General features: G+C 72.2%; 15 protein-coding genes. 12 read left to right on the top strand and 3 right to left on the bottom strand.

Annotated features, from left to right (window positions below):
• The first annotated feature begins 202 nt into the window (after window positions 1-202).
• The 3 genes from N0B34_RS05770 (at window position 203) to N0B34_RS05780 (ending at window position 3,607) form a co-directional block, all read left to right on the top strand.
• Complete coding sequence (locus N0B34_RS05770) at window positions 203-1,324, top strand: DUF4192 domain-containing protein (protein ID WP_263730360.1); 1,122 nt, start codon at window positions 203-205, stop codon at window positions 1,322-1,324.
• 103 nt (window positions 1,325-1,427) lie between these two features.
• Window positions 1,428-1,823, top strand: a complete 396-nt coding sequence (locus N0B34_RS05775) for a universal stress protein (protein WP_263730361.1) — start codon at window positions 1,428-1,430, stop codon at window positions 1,821-1,823.
• Window positions 1,824-2,044: 221 nt separating this feature from the next.
• Window positions 2,045-3,607, top strand: coding sequence for an RNA polymerase sigma factor (locus tag N0B34_RS05780; protein ID WP_263730362.1), 1,563 nt, complete (start codon window positions 2,045-2,047; stop codon window positions 3,605-3,607).
• Between the two features lie 190 nt (window positions 3,608-3,797).
• On the opposite strand, the gene N0B34_RS05785 is transcribed toward N0B34_RS05780, so the two are convergent.
• Window positions 3,798-4,058, bottom strand: a complete 261-nt coding sequence (locus tag N0B34_RS05785; protein WP_263730499.1) for a hypothetical protein — start codon at window positions 4,056-4,058, stop codon at window positions 3,798-3,800.
• A 211-nt stretch (window positions 4,059-4,269) separates the two neighbouring features.
• Between N0B34_RS05785 and N0B34_RS05790 the strand changes: the two genes are divergently transcribed.
• The 9 genes from N0B34_RS05790 (at window position 4,270) to N0B34_RS05830 (ending at window position 15,992) form a co-directional block, all read left to right on the top strand.
• A complete protein-coding gene (locus N0B34_RS05790; RefSeq protein ID WP_263730363.1) occupies window positions 4,270-6,399 on the top strand; it encodes a DNA gyrase/topoisomerase IV subunit B in 2,130 nt (709 codons plus the stop codon).
• Between the two features lie 34 nt (window positions 6,400-6,433).
• Window positions 6,434-7,243 (top strand): ABC transporter ATP-binding protein, encoded by an 810-nt coding sequence (locus tag N0B34_RS05795; protein ID WP_263730364.1) that lies wholly within the window; start codon window positions 6,434-6,436, stop codon window positions 7,241-7,243.
• A 111-nt stretch (window positions 7,244-7,354) separates the two neighbouring features.
• Entirely contained in the window at window positions 7,355-7,834 is a 480-nt protein-coding gene (locus N0B34_RS05800) for an NfeD family protein (protein WP_263730365.1), read from the top strand.
• Window positions 7,835-7,872: 38 nt separating this feature from the next.
• On the top strand, window positions 7,873-9,108 hold the full coding sequence (locus N0B34_RS05805) for an SPFH domain-containing protein (protein WP_263730366.1): 1,236 nt from the start codon (window positions 7,873-7,875) through the stop codon (window positions 9,106-9,108).
• Window positions 9,109-9,195: 87 nt separating this feature from the next.
• Window positions 9,196-9,891: a TetR/AcrR family transcriptional regulator gene (locus N0B34_RS05810; RefSeq protein ID WP_263730367.1), complete on the top strand. Its 696-nt coding sequence runs from the start codon at window positions 9,196-9,198 to the stop codon at window positions 9,889-9,891.
• A gap of 64 nt (window positions 9,892-9,955) precedes the next feature.
• Entirely contained in the window at window positions 9,956-11,695 is a 1,740-nt protein-coding gene (locus tag N0B34_RS05815) for an ABC transporter ATP-binding protein (RefSeq protein WP_263730368.1), read from the top strand.
• Between the two features lie 50 nt (window positions 11,696-11,745).
• A complete protein-coding gene (locus tag N0B34_RS05820; protein ID WP_263730500.1) occupies window positions 11,746-13,671 on the top strand; it encodes an ABC transporter ATP-binding protein in 1,926 nt (641 codons plus the stop codon).
• Window positions 13,672-13,781: 110 nt separating this feature from the next.
• Window positions 13,782-15,140, top strand: a complete 1,359-nt coding sequence (locus N0B34_RS05825) for an MFS transporter (RefSeq protein ID WP_263730369.1) — start codon at window positions 13,782-13,784, stop codon at window positions 15,138-15,140.
• A 12-nt stretch (window positions 15,141-15,152) separates the two neighbouring features.
• Window positions 15,153-15,992 carry a TrmH family RNA methyltransferase gene (locus tag N0B34_RS05830; protein WP_263730370.1) on the top strand — a complete coding sequence of 280 codons (840 nt, stop codon included), beginning with the start codon at window positions 15,153-15,155 and terminating at the stop codon, window positions 15,990-15,992.
• Between the two features lie 4 nt (window positions 15,993-15,996).
• Here the strand turns inward: N0B34_RS05830 and N0B34_RS05835 are convergent, their stop codons facing one another.
• Window positions 15,997-16,563 (bottom strand): YbaK/EbsC family protein, encoded by a 567-nt coding sequence (locus tag N0B34_RS05835; RefSeq protein WP_263730371.1) that lies wholly within the window; start codon window positions 16,561-16,563, stop codon window positions 15,997-15,999.
• Window positions 16,564-16,585: 22 nt separating this feature from the next.
• Window positions 16,586-17,128, bottom strand: a complete 543-nt coding sequence (locus N0B34_RS05840; protein ID WP_263730372.1) for a YbhB/YbcL family Raf kinase inhibitor-like protein — start codon at window positions 17,126-17,128, stop codon at window positions 16,586-16,588.
• Window positions 17,129-17,260 lie beyond the last annotated feature (132 nt).

Consider the following 17,260-nt stretch of genomic DNA (forward strand, 5'->3'; position numbering starts at 1 on the left):
CCGGGACAGGCTACGCGGCGGGGCCCATCGGCTGCCGCCGGGGAGGTGTCGCAGGAGCGCTGGTACGGCGGGGTCGCGACACCTCAGGGACCGAGAGTCGCGCCGCCGTGCGAGACGACCTCGACGCCTGTGCACGAGCGGCGACCGCTGGACCCTGTGGACAGAGCTGGGTCGGCCGACGGGTCCGGTGTGGGGTGACCGCATGAGCCTCTCCACCCTGCGTCTGTCCGAGCCCCGTGAGCTGTTGGCACTGATCCCGCACCAGCTCGGCTTCCGCCCGGCGCGCAGCGCCGTCGCCGTCAGTCTCCGTCCGCCGCGCGGGCAGGTCGGCCTGGTGATCCGGGTCGACCTGGCCGACCTGGCAGAGCGAGCCGACGGCCCACGACTCGCTCGGGCGCTCGTCTCCCACCTCGACCGGGACGGAGCGGACCGCTGCGTGCTCGTGCTCTACACCGGCAACGACCCGCGGGGCGGTGGCGAGCCGGCCGTCGTCCCGGCCGTCGAGCACTTCCGCGAGGCCGCGGCAGCGCCGTTCGGCGACGTACCCGTGTGGGTGGTCACCGATCACGGCTACCTGGCCCTCGACTGCGCCGACTCCTGCTGTCCGGTCGGCGGGCGACCGCTTGCGGAGCTGGACGCCACGCAGGTGGGTGCGCAGATGGTGCTCGCCGGTTCGGCCGTCGCCGGTTCCCGGGACGACGTGGCGCGCATCAGGTCGGCAGGTGCCGACGCACGGAAGGCCGTCGCGCGCGTGCGGCGACGATGGGTCGCGCGACGGGCCGCCGCGAGCTCGGACGCGGCGCTGGAACGATGGCGGCTGGACTGCGTCCGGGCCTGGCGGCGCGCGGTGGCGGAGGCTGACGACAGCACCGTGCGGATCGGTGGTTCCGCGCTCGGGCGGCTCGAGGCCGGTCTGGCCGACCCGCGCGTGCGGGACGCGGTGCTGGTGGCACTCGTCCCCGGGACGGGGTCGCTGCCCGAACGCTCGGTGACGGGAACGCGCACGTCGCCGGAGGCTGATGCCGGTCTGGCGGACGCGCTCGCGCTGGTGGTCGACCCCAGCCTCGGTGTCAGACCGCCGGCCGGTGCCACGAGGATCCACGAACGCGCGCTCGAGCGCGTGGTCGCCCACGGAGAGAGTGCGCACCAGGAACCGGCGCTGACGTTGCTCGCCCTGCTCGCCTGGTGGCGTGGGGACGGCGCGCGGGCTCAGCTCCTGCTCGCACGAGCGTTCGAGAGCGACCCGTCGTACCGCCTGGCACACCTGATCCACGATGCCGTCGCCCAGGGGGTCCCACCCGGATGGGTCCGTGCCGAGGCGTGATCCTGCCCGGCGCGAGGCCGTGCGACCGGCTCGTCGTCGGGTCGGTGAACCGGTACCGTCGCCGCAGGTGGCGCAGTGGCCGCCCGGGTTCCGAGGAGGGCGCATGGCGATCGTGGTCGGGTACCTGGCGACGGCGGAGGGTCGGGCAGCGCTCGAGGCGGCGGTTCGGGAGTCCCACCTGCGCTCCGAGCGGATCGTCGTGGTGGTCAGCACGCGACAGGACGAGCCGCCGGCGCAGCGCGCCGAGGTGGAGCAGGCGCTCGCCGCAGTCGACCGTCAGCTGGCCTCCGACGGTGTGGAGCACGAGATCAGGTTGCTTGACGGTGGGGACGTCGCGGACGACCTGATCGGCACGGCGGAGGAGACCGGGGCACACCTGGTGGTGATCGGCCTGCGCCGGCGGAGCCCGGTCGGCAAGCTGATCCTCGGCGCCAACGCACAGCGCGTGCTGTTCGACGCGCCGTGCCCCGTCCTCACCGTGAAGCCCGACCCCGCGTAGCCCGACATCCGACCGTCGGCCGTGGTGATCGGGTGGTTCCGGCGGGAATCCTCGGCGGGCTCCGTTCGTTGGACCCGGAGGCCGCAGGTTCGCCGCCGTCGATCGCCGCCACTCGCGCGGTCACCGGGCCGTGCCCGACGACGGTGGTCGGTACAATATCCATCTGTCTCCACGGATCCGTGACTCGCGGCGTTGCCGCTGAAGTCGCCGAAAGGTCGTTCGTGTCGCCCCAGACCCCGCATCCCGCGCTCCCTCGCGAGTTCGAGCACCCTGCCCTCCAGCAGCTGGTGCGCAACGGCCGTACCCATGGAGCCGTGGACGCCGTCGAGCTGCGCACCGCCTGCGAGCAGGCGGACGTGCAGGACGCACGGCGCCTGAAGGCGGTGGTCCGCGCGCTCGGCACCGTCGGCATCGAGGTTCGCCACGAGCCTCCGGCGTCCGCCCGGCGTGCCGTGGCAGCGACCAGTGCCAAGACCCGCCCGGCCGCGACGGCGACCGTGGACGCCGACGCGCCCAAGCAGACCCGCGCCCGAGCCGCAGCGCCGGCGGGAAAGAAGCCCGCGGCCGCCAAGGCCGTTCGGCCCGTCGCACCCGTGGAGTCCGCGCCTGCCGACGAGGTGGACGAGGACGAGATCGACGACACCGACATCGAGCCGGGTGCCGAGCTCGAGGGTGGCGACGTCGAGGACATCGCGGAGGTGACCGAGGTCGACGCCGACGAGGTGCCGACGGAGGTCGTCGCGGACGAGGAGGACGACTCCGACGCCGCCGCACCGGCCGCTGCCTCCGAGGAGGAGGCCAGCGAGGACAGCGGTTTCGTCTACTCCGACGCGGACGACGACGACGCGCCGGCCCAGCAGGTCGTCACCGCCGGCGCGACGGCCGACCCGGTCAAGGACTACCTGAAGCAGATCGGCAAGGTCGCCCTGCTGAACGCGGAGCAGGAGGTGGAGCTCGCCAAGCGCATCGAGGCGGGTCTGTTCGCCGAGGAGCGCCTGAACTCCGGCATCGAGATGGATGCCAAGCTGAAGCGGGACCTGCAGTGGATCGCCCACGACGGCCGTCGCGCCAAGAACCACCTGCTCGAGGCGAACCTGCGCCTCGTCGTCTCCCTGGCCAAGCGGTACACGGGCCGCGGCATGCTCTTCCTCGACCTGATCCAGGAGGGCAACCTCGGCCTGATCCGCGCGGTCGAGAAGTTCGACTACACCAAGGGCTACAAGTTCTCGACGTACGCCACGTGGTGGATCCGGCAGGCGATCACCCGCGCGATGGCCGACCAGGCGCGCACCATCCGCATCCCGGTGCACATGGTCGAGGTCATCAACAAGCTCGCGCGCGTGCAGCGCCAGATGCTGCAGGACCTCGGTCGCGAACCGACCCCGGAGGAGCTCGCCAAGGAGCTCGACATGACGCCGGAGAAGGTCGTCGAGGTCCAGAAGTACGGCCGCGAGCCCATCTCGCTGCACACGCCGCTCGGCGAGGACGGGGACAGCGAGTTCGGCGACCTGATCGAGGACTCGGAGGCCGTCGTCCCGGCGGACGCCGTCAGCTTCACGCTCCTGCAGGAGCAGCTGCACCAGGTGCTCGACACGCTCTCCGAGCGTGAGGCGGGCGTCGTGTCGATGCGGTTCGGCCTCACCGACGGCCAGCCCAAGACCCTCGACGAGATCGGCAAGGTCTACGGCGTGACGCGTGAGCGCATCCGCCAGATCGAGTCCAAGACGATGTCCAAGCTGCGGCACCCGTCGCGGTCGCAGGTGCTGCGGGACTACCTCGACTGAGGCGTACGAGCGAGCACGACGAAGGCCCGGTACCGGATGGTCCGGGCCTTCGTCGTGCCGGCGCCCTCCGGAGGTGCCTGGGCGCGGGTCACGGTGCGTGCGCAGACATGGCGGGAGACATGGCACGAGGCCCGGACCGTGATGGTCCGGGCCTCGTCGTCCGTGGTCGAGAGGCCTGCTCAGGCCGCGGTCAGGCGGTTGCCGCTCCCGCCCCCGCGCCGTGCTCGGCGAGGAGTCGGTCGGTCTCGTCCTGGACGTGCGTCGCCACCGACGCCAGCTTGTCCGCGTGCTCGCGCGCGTGGTGCGCGCAGAACAGCAGCTCGCCGACGGGCAGCAGGACGCGGACGTAGGCCTGGGCACCACACCTGTCGCAGCGGTCGGCTGCGGTCAGCGGGGCGTGCGTCTGGGTCGCGTTCACAAACCCATAGAACCATCCCGGGCACGGATCCATACCGGCGAGGGCGGGTGGTTCGCTCATCGCGTACAGAATCGTCGCGACGTGTGACCGAGCCGTGACGCCGACGTGATGGTGGAGTGACGTCGGACACATCGTGGACGGCTCCGTCCCGGGCACCGAGACGGCCCGCAGCCGCCCTCGCGTCCGGCGCGCGTCGCGGCCGGCCTGAACGGGCCCGTCAGAGGCCGCAAGTACCATCGCCCCCGTGACGACCGTCTCCTCGCAGTCCGGCTACACAGCCCGGCACCTGTCCGTGCTGGAGGGCCTCGAGGCCGTCCGCAAGCGTCCGGGCATGTACATCGGCACCACCGACAGCCGCGGGCTGATGCACTGCCTCTGGGAGATCATCGACAACGCGGTGGACGAGGCGCTCGGCGGCTTCTGCCGGCACATCGAGGTGGTGCTGCACGCCGACTCCTCGGTCGAGGTGCGGGACGACGGTCGTGGCATCCCGGTGGACGTCGAGCCGAAGACCGGACTGACGGGCGTCGAGGTGGTCTTCACCAAGCTGCACGCCGGTGGCAAGTTCGGTGGCGGGTCCTACGCGGCGTCGGGCGGTCTGCACGGTGTCGGCGCCTCCGTGGTGAACGCACTGTCGGCGCGGCTCGACGTCGAGGTGGACCGCCACGGTCGGACGCACCTGATGACCTTCCACCGCGGCGAGCCCGGCGTGTTCGACGACTCGGCCGGACGTGGGCCCGAGTCGTCGTTCCAGCCCTTCGTCTCCGGCTCCGACCTCACGGTGACCGGCAAGGTGGCCAAGGCGGTGACGGGGACGCGGGTCCGGTACTGGGCGGACCCGCAGATCTTCCCGTCCACGGCCACGTTCTCCTACGACGAGCTGGCTACCCGCGCGCGGCAGACGAGCTTCCTGGTCCCGGGCCTGGAGATCGTGCTCCGCGACGAGCGTGCCCTGCCGGGCACCCCAGGTGAGCACGGCCCCCACACGGAGACGTTCCTGCACACCGGCGGGGTCGTGGACTTCGTCGAGCACCTCGCGCCGGACCAGCCGGTGACCGACATCTGGCGCCTGGTGGGCTCCGGGGACTTCGTCGAGACGGTGCCCGTGCTCGACGAGCGTGGGCACATGGTGCCGCGTGAGGTGACCCGCACGTGCGACGTCGAGGTGGCGCTCCGGTGGGGCACCGGCTACGAGACCGACGTGCGCTCGTTCGTCAACATCATCGCCACGCCCAAGGGCGGTACCCACGTCGCGGGGTTCGAGCAGGCGCTGCTGAAGACCCTTCGGGAGCAGGTGGCCGCGAACGCCCGTCGACTGAAGGTGTCCACCAAGGACACCACGGAGCGGCTCGAGAAGGACGACATCATGGCCGGGCTGACGGCGGTAGTCACCGTCCGGCTCGCCGAACCGCAGTTCGAGGGGCAGACGAAGGAGGTGCTGGGCACCGGTCCGGTGCGGGGCATCGTCGCGAAGGTGGTCGCCACCGAGCTCAGCACCGTGCTCACCTCCACGCGCAACCCTGCAAAGACGCAGGCCGCGTCCCTGCTGGACAAGCTGGTGGGCGAGATGCACGCCCGCCTCTCGGCGCGCAAGCAGAAGGAGATCAGCCGGCGGAAGACGGCGCTGGAGTCCTCGTCGCTGCCGCCGAAGCTGGCCGACTGCCGGATCGACGACGTGGTGCGGTCGGAGCTGTTCATCGTCGAGGGTGACAGCGCGCTCGGCACCGCCAAGCTGGCCCGCTCCAGCGACTACCAGGCGCTGCTGCCGATCCGGGGCAAGATCCTCAACGTCCAGAAGGCCTCGGTCTCGGACATGCTGAAGAACGCCGAGTGTGCGGCCATCCTGCAGGTGGTCGGTGCCGGGTCGGGTCGGACGTTCGACCTCGAGGCCGCGCGCTACGGGAAGATCATCCTGATGACGGACGCGGACGTGGACGGCGCCCACATCCGGACGCTGCTGCTCACGCTGTTCTTCCGCTACATGCGACCGCTGGTGGCCGACGGTCGGGTGTACGCAGCGGTGCCTCCGCTGCACCGGATCGAGCTGCTGGGCGGGCGCCGAGACGACCCCGAGCGGTACGTGTACACGTACTCCGAGGCAGAGCTGGCCACGACGCTGAAGAAGCTCGACCGTGCCGGGAAGCGGTACTCGCCGGACATCCAGCGGTACAAGGGCCTCGGTGAGATGGACGCGCAGCAGCTGGCGGAGACGACGATGGACCCCAGGCGGCGGACCCTGCGCCGGGTGACGGTCGCGGCCGCGGAACGAGCCGAGCAGGTCTTCGAGCTGCTGATGGGCTCGGAGGTCGGCCCCCGCAAGGACTTCATCGTGGCCGGCGCCGACGCCCTCGACCGCAACCGGATCGACGCATGACCCCGTGCGTCTGCCACGATAGGTGCCCGTGCCCATGACCCCCGTCCTCGACCTGCAGTCCGTGACCATCGTCAGAGGCGCCACCACCATCCTCGACGAGCTGTCGTGGACGGTGCAGGAGGGTGAGCGCTGGGTGGTCCTGGGCCGCAACGGCGCCGGCAAGACGACCCTGCTGCAGGTGGCGTCGGGTCGGATGCACCCGACGCAGGGCACGGTCGACGTGCTGGGATCGCGGCTAGGGCGGGTGGACGTCTTCGAGCTGCGGCCCCGGATCGGACTGTCCAGCGCGGCACTCGCGGAGCAGATCCCGTCCGGCGAGACGGTCCGCGACGTGGTGCTCACCGCCGCGTACGGCATGACCGGCCGCTGGAAGGAGAGCTACGAGGACGTCGACGAGGCCCGTGCTGCCGACCTGCTGACCGTGTTCGGTGTCGACCACCTGGCCAACCGGTGGTTCGGCACCCTGAGCGAGGGCGAGCGCAAGCGCGTCCAGGTCGCCCGCTCGCTGATGGCCGACCCCGAGCTCCTGCTGCTGGACGAGCCCGCCGCCGGCCTGGACCTCGGCGGCCGTGAGGAGCTGGTCGGTGCGCTCGCCGAGCTCGCGCGGGACCACCGGTCACCGGTGCTGGTGCTGGTGACGCACCACGTCGAGGAGATCCCGCCCGGCTTCACCCATGCGCTGCTGCTGCGCGCCGGCAGGGCTCTGGCGGCGGGTCCGCTCGCCGAGGTGCTCACCGCGGCGAACCTCTCGGCGGCGTTCGACCTCGACCTCGACCTCGACCACACCGCGGGGCGCTGGAGCGCCCGTGCGCTCGTGGCGGAGGAGCACAGCGGCGCGCACTGACGCCCGGCTCCGCACCCGAAACCCCCGACGGGCAGATGCCCGCCGCCTAGGATCGATGGTGCGGCACCCGACCACCGTCGGGCGCTCGCAGGCGCCGAGGGGGTTGCTGACATGACGTGGCTGTGGTGGATCGGCATCGCGCTCGTCCTCGGCATCCTGGAGATGGTGTCGGTCGCGCTGGTGCTGGTGATGCTGGCCGGCGGCGCCCTCGCAGGCGCCCTCACGGCCGCGCTCGGGGCACCGCTCGAGCTCCAGGTGGTCGTCGCCGCGGTCGTGTCCGTGGTGCTGCTCGCGACGCTGCGGCCGTGGCTGCTGCGGCACTGGCGCAACAGGGTGCCGCTGACCGAGACCAACGCCACCGGCTACGTCGGCAGGGTCGCCCAGGTGGTGTCCCCGGTGACCGACACCGAGGGGCGCATCAAGCTCGGGGGAGTGGTCTGGACGGCGCGGACCGCCGCCGGCACCCGAATCGAGCCCGGTCAGGACGCCGTCGTCGTGCGCATCGACGGCGCGACCGCACTGATCGCTCCACCGGACCTGACGACGGGATCGGGCCCGGGCCGGGACCGCCAGACCCCGACCCGTCCCTGACCCTGCTCGTCAACTGCTCGTTCGACCCAGGAGGACCCATGAACGGCACGGACTTCGGCCAGGCCGTGGCCATCGCGGTCGCAGCACTGGTGGCGATCTTCGTCATCACCGCCCTGTTCCGCGCCGTACGGATCGTGCCGCAGGCGTCGTCGCTCATCATCGAGCGGCTCGGGCGGTACTCGCGGACGCTCGACCCCGGGCTGCACCTGCTGATCCCGTTCGTCGACCGCGTCCGGGCCGCCGTCGACCTGCGTGAGCAGGTGGTGACCTTCCCGCCCCAGCCCGTGATCACCTCCGACAACCTCGTGGTCGGCATCGACACCGTCATCTACTTCCAGGTGACGTCGCCGAAGGACGCGGTGTACGAGATCGCGGACTACATCCGCGGCATCGAGCAGCTGACGGTGACCACGCTGCGCAACGTGATCGGCTCGATGGACCTCGAGCAGACGCTGACCAGCCGCGACCAGATCAACGGCCGGCTGAACGGCGTTCTCGACGAGGCGACGGGCCGGTGGGGAATCAAGGTCAACCGGGTCGAGCTCAAGGCGATCGACCCGCCGGCGTCCGTGCAGGGCTCGATGGAGCAGCAGATGCGTGCGGAGCGTGACCGGCGCGCCACGATCCTGACCGCCGAGGGTGTCAAGCAGTCCAAGGTGCTGACCGCCGAAGGTGAGAAGCAGGCGGCGATCCTGCGGGCCGAGGGTGAGGCGCAGGCGACGATCCTGCGGGCCGAGGGCGACGCGCGCGCGATCCTCCAGGTGTTCGACGCGGTGCACCGTGGCGACGCGGATCCCAAGCTGCTGGCCTACCAGTACCTGCAGGTGCTGCCGAAGGTGGCGGCGAGCCCCTCGAACACGATGTGGTTCCTCCCCGCCGAGCTGTCGGGCGCGCTGGGTGCGCTGTCCCGGGCGTTCGGCGGCCCCGTGGAGCCGCTCGCCGAGGGTGCGGAGCCGTCGGCGCCCACGTCCGGCTCCTCGCCGTTCGCCTCCGAGCTGCCGCCCGTGTCGCTGCCCGATCCCAAGGAGGCTCTTGCCGAGGCGCGGCGGGAGTCGGCAGCGGCGACCGCCGACGCCACCGGTGCGGGGACGCTGTCCGGCCTGCCCTTCGACCCCACCGCCGAGGCGGGTCAGCGCCCGGGCGGTGCCGTCACCGGCGCACCCGCTCCGCTGGTCCCACCGAGCGCGTCCGGTGCGGCGCCCGTCGGGCCGGCCCCGGACGAGCCGCCGGCTACCGAGGTGCCCCCGGGCACGGGGGACGCCACCGAGTCGTAGGCGCCACCACGTCGCGGCGGCGGCGGACGCACCGTCCGGCACCTGAGAAGTTGCTGAGTGAGTGCTCACTCATTTAGCCTGCTCGTTGTGATCGCGACCCCGGACACCGCCGTGGCACAGGCACGCGCCAAGGGCGGACGCGCCGCGCCGCTGCCGCCGGACGAGCGGCGTCGGGCGATCCTGCGCGCGGTGCTGCCCGTGGTGCGTGAGCGCGGTGCGGACGTGACCACCCGCGAGCTGGCGGAGGCGGCCGGCGTCGCCGAGGGCACGCTGTTCCGCGTCTTCGACGACAAGGCGTCGCTGGTGCGCGACGCGGTCGGCTCCGCCGTCGACCCGTCCGACCTGTTCGAGCTGATGGACGGGATGGACGTCTCCACACCGCTGGAGGACCGGCTGGCGCTGCTTGTCTCGGCCTGGCTGCGACGGATGCAGGACGTCATGCTCTGGATGACGGTGCTGCACCAGCTCCGCAAGGACTCTGCCGACCAGCACGGTGACCAGCACGCCCATCGCGACTGGGCACGGCGGCAGGGTGAGTTCGCGGCCGGCTTCCGCCGCCGCCTGCAGACGATGCTGGAGCCCGACGCCGACCGCCTCGCGCAACCGGTCCCCATGGCCGCCGACCTGCTCGAGATCGCGCTGATCGGAGCGGCCGCCCGGACCGCGGGCGCCGCCCGAACCGGCCAGCACGTCGAACCGGTGTCCGCCCCCGCGCTCGTGGGCTTCGTCCTCAACGGGATCCTCGGTCCCGCGGACCGCCCGGAGCCCGCTCCTCGGCGCTGATCGGCGCCGCACCGCACCACGACCCAGCCCGCACGGCACAGCCCACACCCAGGGGGAGTCCTGCATGTTGATCCGACTGCTCCGCGAGCACCTGCGTCCCTACCGGGGCGCGGCCGTCGCGGTGCTGCTGCTCCAGGTGGCCCAGGTGGTCGCCACGCTCTACCTGCCCTCGCTGAACGCCGACATCATCGACAACGGCGTCGCCAAGGGTGACACCCACGAGATCTGGCGGCTCGGCGTGATCATGGTCGCCGTCAGCCTCGCCCAGGTCGTGTGCTCGATCGGTGCGGTGTACTACGGCGCCCGGACCGCGATGGCGCTCGGCCGGGACCTGCGCGGGCGGCTGTTCGCCCAGGTGCAGTCCTTCTCGCAGCAGGAGATGGGCAAGTTCGGCGCCCCGACGCTGATCACCCGCACCACCAACGACGTGCAGCAGGTGCAGATGGTGGTGCTGATGTCGTTCACGCTCATGCTGATGGCGCCGATCATGCTGGTCGGCGGCGTGATCATGGCTCTGCGGCAGGACGTGGTGCTGTCCGGGGTCCTGCTCGTGGTGGTGCCCGTGCTCGTCGTCATCGTCGCGCTGATCGTCAGCCGGATGGTGCCGTACTTCCGGCAGATGCAGGGCCGGATCGACGCGATCAACCGCGTGATGCGGGAGCAGCTGGCCGGTGTCCGGGTGATCCGGGCGTTCGTCCGCGAGCGCCGCGAGGCGGAGCGGTTCGACGTGGCCAACACCAACCTGTTCGAGGCCTCGCTGCGCACCGGCCTGCTGATGGCGCTGATGTTCCCCGTGGTGATGTTCGTGATGAACGCGACCACCGTGTCGGTGCAGTGGTTCGGCGCGCGGCGGATCGATGCGGGCGACATGCAGATCGGCGCCCTGACCGCCTTCATCACCTACATCATGTTCATCCTGATGGCGGTCATGATGAGCTCGTTCATGTTCGTCATGATCCCCAGGGCGATGGTCTCCGCCGAGCGGATCGCCGAGGTGGTCGACACCCCGACGACCGTGGTGCCGCCGCTGGTGCCCGTCCCGCTGCCGAGCGGCGTCGTCGGACGGCGGCTGGAGCTGCGGGACGTGGAGTTCCGCTACCCGGGCGCGGAGGACGCGGTGCTCCAAGGCGTCGACCTGGTCGCGGAGCCCGGGCAGACGACGGCGATCATCGGGTCGACCGGCTCGGGCAAGACGACGCTGCTCAACCTGGTGCCGCGGCTGTACGACGTCACGGGTGGCCGCGTGCTGATCGGTGGGGTCGACGTGCGCGACCTCGCGGCCGACCAGCTGTGGGGGCAGATCGGCCTGGTGCCGCAGAAGCCCTACCTGTTCTCCGGCACGGTGCGCTCCAACCTGCAGTTCGGCACGCCGGACGCCGACGACGACGCCCTCTGGCACGCCCTCGAGGTGGCCCAGGCGCGCGACTTCGTCGAGGCGCTCGAGGGTGGTCTGGACGCGCCGATCGCCCAGGGCGGCACCAACGTGTCCGGCGGCCAGCGACAACGGCTCGCGATCGCCAGGGCCCTGGTGCGGCGACCGGGCATCTACCTGTTCGACGACTCGTTCTCCGCCCTCGACTACGCGACGGACGCCGCACTGCGGACGGCGCTCGTACCGGAGACGCAGGACGCCACCGTGCTCGTGGTCGCGCAGCGCGTGGCCACCATCCGCAACGCGGACCGGATCGTCGTCATGGACGAAGGACGCGTCGTGGGCGTCGGGACGCACTCCGAGCTGCTGGAGGGCAACCCGACCTACCAGGAGATCGTGTACTCCCAGCTGAGCGTGGAGGAGGCGGCGTGAGCGGGCAGACGCAGGGCCGGGCGCCCGTGGCACCGCCGCGGCGCGGGCCGATGGGCGGGCACGGCCCGATGGGGATGGGCATGCCGGGGGAGAAGTCGAAGGACTTCGGCAGCTCGGCGAAGCGGCTCGCGCGCCGGCTCGGGCCCGAGCGGGTGCGGCTTACCGGTGTGATCGTGCTCGGCGTGCTGTCCGTCGCGGCCGCCGTCGCGGGCCCCAAGCTGCTGGGCCGCGCGACCAACGTGATCTTCGAGGGGCTCGTCGGACGCCGTCTGCCCGCCGGGGTGAGCAAGGAGCAGGCCGTCGCCGCCCTGCGTGCGCAGGGGCAGGGCAAGGTCGCGGACATGCTGCAGGCGATGACGCACGTCGTGCCGGGCCAGGGCGTCGACTTCACCAGGCTGGGCAAGATCCTCGTCGTCGTCATGGCGGTCTACGTCGCGTCGTTCCTGTTCGGCTGGGTGCAGGGCCGGCTGACCGCACGGATCGTGCAGAACACGGTGCTGCGGATGCGCGCCGACGTGGAGTCGAAGCTGTCACGGCTGCCGCTGTCCTACTTCGACAAGCAGCCGCGCGGCGAGCTGCTGTCCCGGGTGACCAACGACATCGACAACGTCGCGCAGACGATGCAGCAGACGCTGTCGCAGCTGATCACCTCGGTGCTCACGGTGGTCGGCGTGCTGGTGATGATGCTGACCATCTCGTGGCAGCTGACCCTGATCGCGCTGGTCACCATCCCGCTGACCATCGGCATCGCCGGTGCGATCGCGGCGCGGTCCAAGCCGCAGTTCATCCAGCAGTGGCGGTGGACCGGCGAGCTGAACGCCCACATCGAGGAGATGTTCACCGGCCACGCGCTGGTGACGGTGTTCGGCCGGCAGAAGGAGGCGGCCGCGACGTTCGAGGACCGCAACCGCAAGCTGTTCGACTCCTCGTTCCGCGCGCAGTTCATCTCCGGGATCATCCAGCCGGCCCTCGGGTTCGTCGCGAACCTCAACTACCTGCTGGTGGCCGTGGTGGGCGCGCTGCGGATCACGTCCGGCGCTATGACGCTGGGCGACGTCCAGGCGTTCATCCAGTACAGCCGGCAGTTCAGCCAGCCGATCACGCAGATCGCGTCGATGGCGAACCTGCTGCAGTCCGGCGTCGCGTCGGCCGAGCGGGTGTTCGAGCTGCTCGACGCGCCGGAGCAGGGTCCGGACCCGCTACCGGCGGCCACGCTGCCGGCGCCGGTGCGCGGCCGGGTGGCCTTCGAGCACGTGTCCTTCCGGTACGACCCGGAGACGCCGCTGATCGACGACCTGTCCCTGGTGGCGGAGCCGGGTCAGACGATCGCGATCGTCGGCCCGACGGGCGCCGGCAAGACGACGCTGGTCAACCTGCTGATGCGGTTCTACGAGGTGGACGGCGGGCGGATCACGCTCGACGGCGTGGACACCCGGACGCTGACGCGGGACGAGCTGCGCTCGCAGATGGGCATGGTGCTGCAGGACACCTGGCTCTACGAGGGCACCATCGAGGACAACATCGGCTACGGCGTGGACTCCGCGACGCACGAGCAGGTGGTGGAGGCGGCGGCGGCCACGCACGTCGACCGGTTCGTGCGGACCTTGCCCGACGGCTACGCGACGACGATCGACGACGAGGGCGGCACGGTCTCCGCCGGTGAGAAGCAGCTGCTGACCATCGCGCGGGCGTTCCTGTCCGACCCGACGATCCTGATCCTCGACGAGGCGACGAGCTCGGTGGACACCCGCACGGAGGTGCTGGTGCAGCACGCGATGAACGCGCTGCGGCAGGGCCGGACGTCGTTCGTCATCGCGCACCGGCTGTCGACCATCCGCGACGCCGACCTGATCCTGGTGATGGAGCACGGCGCGATCGTCGAGCAGGGCAGCCACGAGGAGCTCCTCGCGGCGGACGGTGCCTACGCCCGGCTGTACGCCAGCCAGTTCGCGGCGGCGACGAGCCCGGTCGACTGACACCGTCGCCCTGGCGGCGCGGTGAGAGGGGGCCCGGTCGGCGGACCGGACCCCCTCTCGCGAGTCACCAGGGATGTGGGCGCCGGGGCGCGGGGCACTAGGCTGCCTGCGTGGCGGTCGCATCGTTTCGATCTGAGGACGGGACGGTCCCTCGCCTGCGTCGCGACCGCCTGACCCTCACGCTCTACGGCTCGTTCGTCACGTGGGGCTGGCTGCTGTACAGCTTCAACCCGAGCGTGCCGCTGCTGGCGCACGAGCGCGGGCTCAGCTCGGCGCAGGCCGGGCTCCACGGCACCGCGATGGCGCTCGGCGGCCTGGTCGCCGCCGTGCTGGCACCGCGCTCCGTCCAGTGGTGGGGGCGGCGCACCGCCGTCGTGGCGGCCGGGGTGACCGTGGCCGTCGGCGTCGTCGGCCTGGTGCTGGGACCGGCGCTGGTGTGGACGCTGCTGGCGATGCTGGTCCTGGCGACCGGCGGCAACGTGCTGATCGCGTCGAGCCAGGTGGGTCTGGCCCTGCGGCACGGACGGGTGGCGACGGCGGCGATCACCGAGGCGAACGGTGTGGGCTCCGGGGTGGGGCTGTTCGGTCCGCTCGCCGTCGGTGCCGCGGTCGCGGCCGGCTGGGGATGGCGGCCGGCCGTGCTGGTCACCGCCGGAATCGCCCTGGTGGGAGCCGCCTTCGTGCTCCGGTTGCCGAGCTCAGCCGCGCTCAGCACGCGCGGTTCACGGTCCAGGGCGCCGTCGTCGGACGGACCGGTTCTCCCGCTCGCCGCGCCGGTCCCGGTGACGGTCGGAGCGGAGGCCGGGGAGCTCGACGAGGAGACCGCGCTGCTGACCCACGACGAGCCGGCCGTGCTGCCGAGCTCGGCGGTGCTGCCGCCGAGCGCCGTCCCGCACGTGCGCTACCGCCCCGCGGCGGCCGCGATGCTGTTCATCGTCTCCCTGGTTGCGGCCATCGCCATCGAGAACGCGACGACCTACTGGGCCACCGCTCTGCTGATCGACCGCACCGGCGCCCGCGCCGGCATCGCGACCGCGGCGACCGCCGGCCTCGTCGCGGGCATGACGGCGACCAGGTTCGTCGTCGGACCCCTGTCCCTGCGGATGCGGCCGGCGGTGTTGCTGACCGGTGCATTCCTGGTGGCGATCGCGGGCTGGGCCGTGGTGTGGAGCACGACGTCGACCGCGGTCGCGATGGCGGGACTGGTGCTGGCGGGGCTCGGGTACGGAGCGCAGTACCCGCTGTCGATCGCGTTGATGCTCGGTGCGTCGCCGGGCCACGGTGACCGGGTGCAGGGCTACGCCACCCTCGCGGGGGGCGCCGCGATCGGGGTCGCCCCACTACTGCTCGGTGCGCTGGCCGACACCTTCGGCATGCACACGGCATTCGTCGTCGTCCCGCTCCTGGCCTGCGCCGGTGCGGCCGCCGCAGCGCTGGGCGGGCGTGCGCTGCGCCGGGCCGAGGGCTGACAGGATCACGGTGTGCTGCACCCGGAGCTGCTGACCGTCGAGGACCCCGCCGATCCACGGCTGGCCGACTACGTCTCCTTGACCGACGTCGCGCTGCGCTCCCGGCACGAGCCTGCCAAGGGGCTGTACATCGCGGAGAGCTCCACGGTGCTGGCCCGGGCGCTCGCCGCCGGGCACCGGCCGCGCTCGGTGCTGGCCGCGCCCCGGTGGGTGCCGGAGGTCGAGCGGATGCTCGCGGAGGCGCCCGGTGCCGGGGATGCCCCGGTGCCGGTGTACGTCGCCGCCGAGCCCGTGCTGGAGGCGATCACCGGCTTCCACGTGCACCGGGGGGCGCTCGCCGCGATGCACCGCCCGCCGTTGCCGCCCGTGGACGACGTGGTGGCGGGTGCGCGGCGGGTGGCGGTGCTCGAGGACATCGTCGACCACACCAACGTCGGTGCGGCGTTCCGCTCGGCCGCCGCGCTGGGGGTCGACGCCGTGCTGGTCACCCCGCGGTGCGCCGACCCGCTGTACCGACGCTCGGTGCGGGTGTCGATGGGGACGGTGTTCCAGGTGCCGTGGACGCGGGTCGACCCGTGGCCGGAGGGTGTCGCCGCGTTGCGCACCGCCGGCTTCGTCACCGCCGCCCTGGCGCTGGACGACTCCGCCATCAGCCTCGACGAGCTGGTGGCGGACCCCCCGGACCGGCTCGCGATGGTGCTCGGTGCCGAGGGTGACGGGTTGAAGGCGCGCACCGTCGCGGCGTGCGACCTGGTGGTGCGGATCCCGATGGCGGGTGGGGTGGACTCCTTGAACGTCGCGGCCGCGGCGGCCGTGGCGTTCTGGGCGACGCGCGTCGGGCGTCCTGCGTAGCGGTTCAGGCGAGCGCGAGCCCGTCGACCACCTCGACGCCGGGAGCGGACGCCAGCAGCGCGCCCGGGAGCAGCAGCTTCGAGCGACGCAGACCGCTGCCGATGATCACCGGCTCCCCGCTGTCCGGGTGCGGCTGCTGCACGGACGCGTCGACGAGCACGCGGTACTCGGGCGGCAGGCCGAGAGGCGTGATGCCGCCGTACTCCATCCCGGAGTCGGCCACCGCCCGGTCCATCGGGAGGAACGAGGCCTTGCGGACGTCGAGCAGCCGCTTCACCGCGTTGTTCACGTCGGCCCGGGTGGTGGCGCGCACGGCCGCGGCCGCGATGCGCTCGTCGCCGGCACGGCGTCCGGCCACCAGCACGCAGTTCACCGACGCGGACAGCGGCAGGCCGTACGCCTCGGTCATGGCGGCGGTGTCCGCCAGGTCGGGGTCGATCTCGGCGACCCGGACCTCGTCGGCGACCTCAGGACGCGTCGACGCCCAGGACGTGAGGGCCGCGGCCGTCGACGGTGCGAGCAGGTCGGGACGGTCCAGGGCGCGCAGCCAGGTGAGGGAGACGGGAGCCATGGCGGGAGGGTAGCCGCCCGGTTCAGCGCTGGTAGGTGCCGACCAGGACGGCACGGGCGATCGTGTGGAACACGAGCGCGCAGCTGGCGGCACCGGGCGGGGTGTCGGCCGCGAGGCCGAGGTCGGCGGTGTCCAGCGCGTGCACGACGAAGTAGTAGCGGTGCACGTGGTCACCGGGTGGGGGAGCGGCGCCGACGTACCCGGGGACGCCGTCGTCACCGCGCAGCTGGATCGCGCCGGAGGGGAGGCCGTGGCCGTCGGGACGGCCCGCGCCGCGGTCGAGTGACGTGACGTTCGCCGGCACGCCGAGCACGGTCCAGTGCCACCAACCGGCGACGCCGGGGGCGTCGGGGTCGAAACAGCTGACGGCGAAGGCGACGGTCTCCGGTGGGAAGCCGGACCAGCTCAGCTGCGGCGAGACGTTGTCGCCACGAGGGGTGTTGGTCGCGGCGTCGGGCAGGCGGGCGCCGTCGGCGACGTCGTCCGAGCGCAGCGTGAACGCCGGGACCTGGGGCAGGAGGGCGTAGGGATCGGGTGCGACGGGGCGGTTCAGGGAGAGTGCCACGGGTCCCATCGTGGCCGGTCCGGCGGCGGTCCGCTCGGTGGCACGGCGCCCGGGCGGCGGGTGTCCACAGGGCTGAGCAGGCGGATTGACACCCGGGTCGGGACGGCGTGTACTGGTGCTGTTCGAACACAC

The organism is Cellulomonas sp. SG140 (genome assembly GCF_025770785.1).
GTDB lineage: Bacteria > Actinomycetota > Actinomycetes > Actinomycetales > Cellulomonadaceae > Cellulomonas.

What these genes read in the sequence shown, in the direction of transcription:
- N0B34_RS05770 (WP_263730360.1), top strand. Translation starts at nt 203, where the DNA reads ATGAGCCTCTCCACCCTGCGTCTGTCCGAGCCCCGTGAGCTGTTGGCA.
- N0B34_RS05775 (WP_263730361.1), top strand. Translation starts at nt 1,428, where the DNA reads ATGGCGATCGTGGTCGGGTACCTGGCGACGGCGGAGGGTCGGGCAGCG.
- N0B34_RS05785 (WP_263730499.1), bottom strand. Translation starts at nt 4,058, where the DNA reads ATGGATCCGTGCCCGGGATGGTTCTATGGGTTTGTGAACGCGACCCAG.
- N0B34_RS05795 (WP_263730364.1), top strand. Translation starts at nt 6,434, where the DNA reads ATGACCCCCGTCCTCGACCTGCAGTCCGTGACCATCGTCAGAGGCGCC.
- N0B34_RS05800 (WP_263730365.1), top strand. Translation starts at nt 7,355, where the DNA reads ATGACGTGGCTGTGGTGGATCGGCATCGCGCTCGTCCTCGGCATCCTG.
- N0B34_RS05805 (WP_263730366.1), top strand. Translation starts at nt 7,873, where the DNA reads ATGAACGGCACGGACTTCGGCCAGGCCGTGGCCATCGCGGTCGCAGCA.
- N0B34_RS05815 (WP_263730368.1), top strand. Translation starts at nt 9,956, where the DNA reads ATGTTGATCCGACTGCTCCGCGAGCACCTGCGTCCCTACCGGGGCGCG.
- N0B34_RS05820 (WP_263730500.1), top strand. Translation starts at nt 11,746, where the DNA reads ATGGGCGGGCACGGCCCGATGGGGATGGGCATGCCGGGGGAGAAGTCG.
- N0B34_RS05835 (WP_263730371.1), bottom strand. Translation starts at nt 16,563, where the DNA reads ATGGCTCCCGTCTCCCTCACCTGGCTGCGCGCCCTGGACCGTCCCGAC.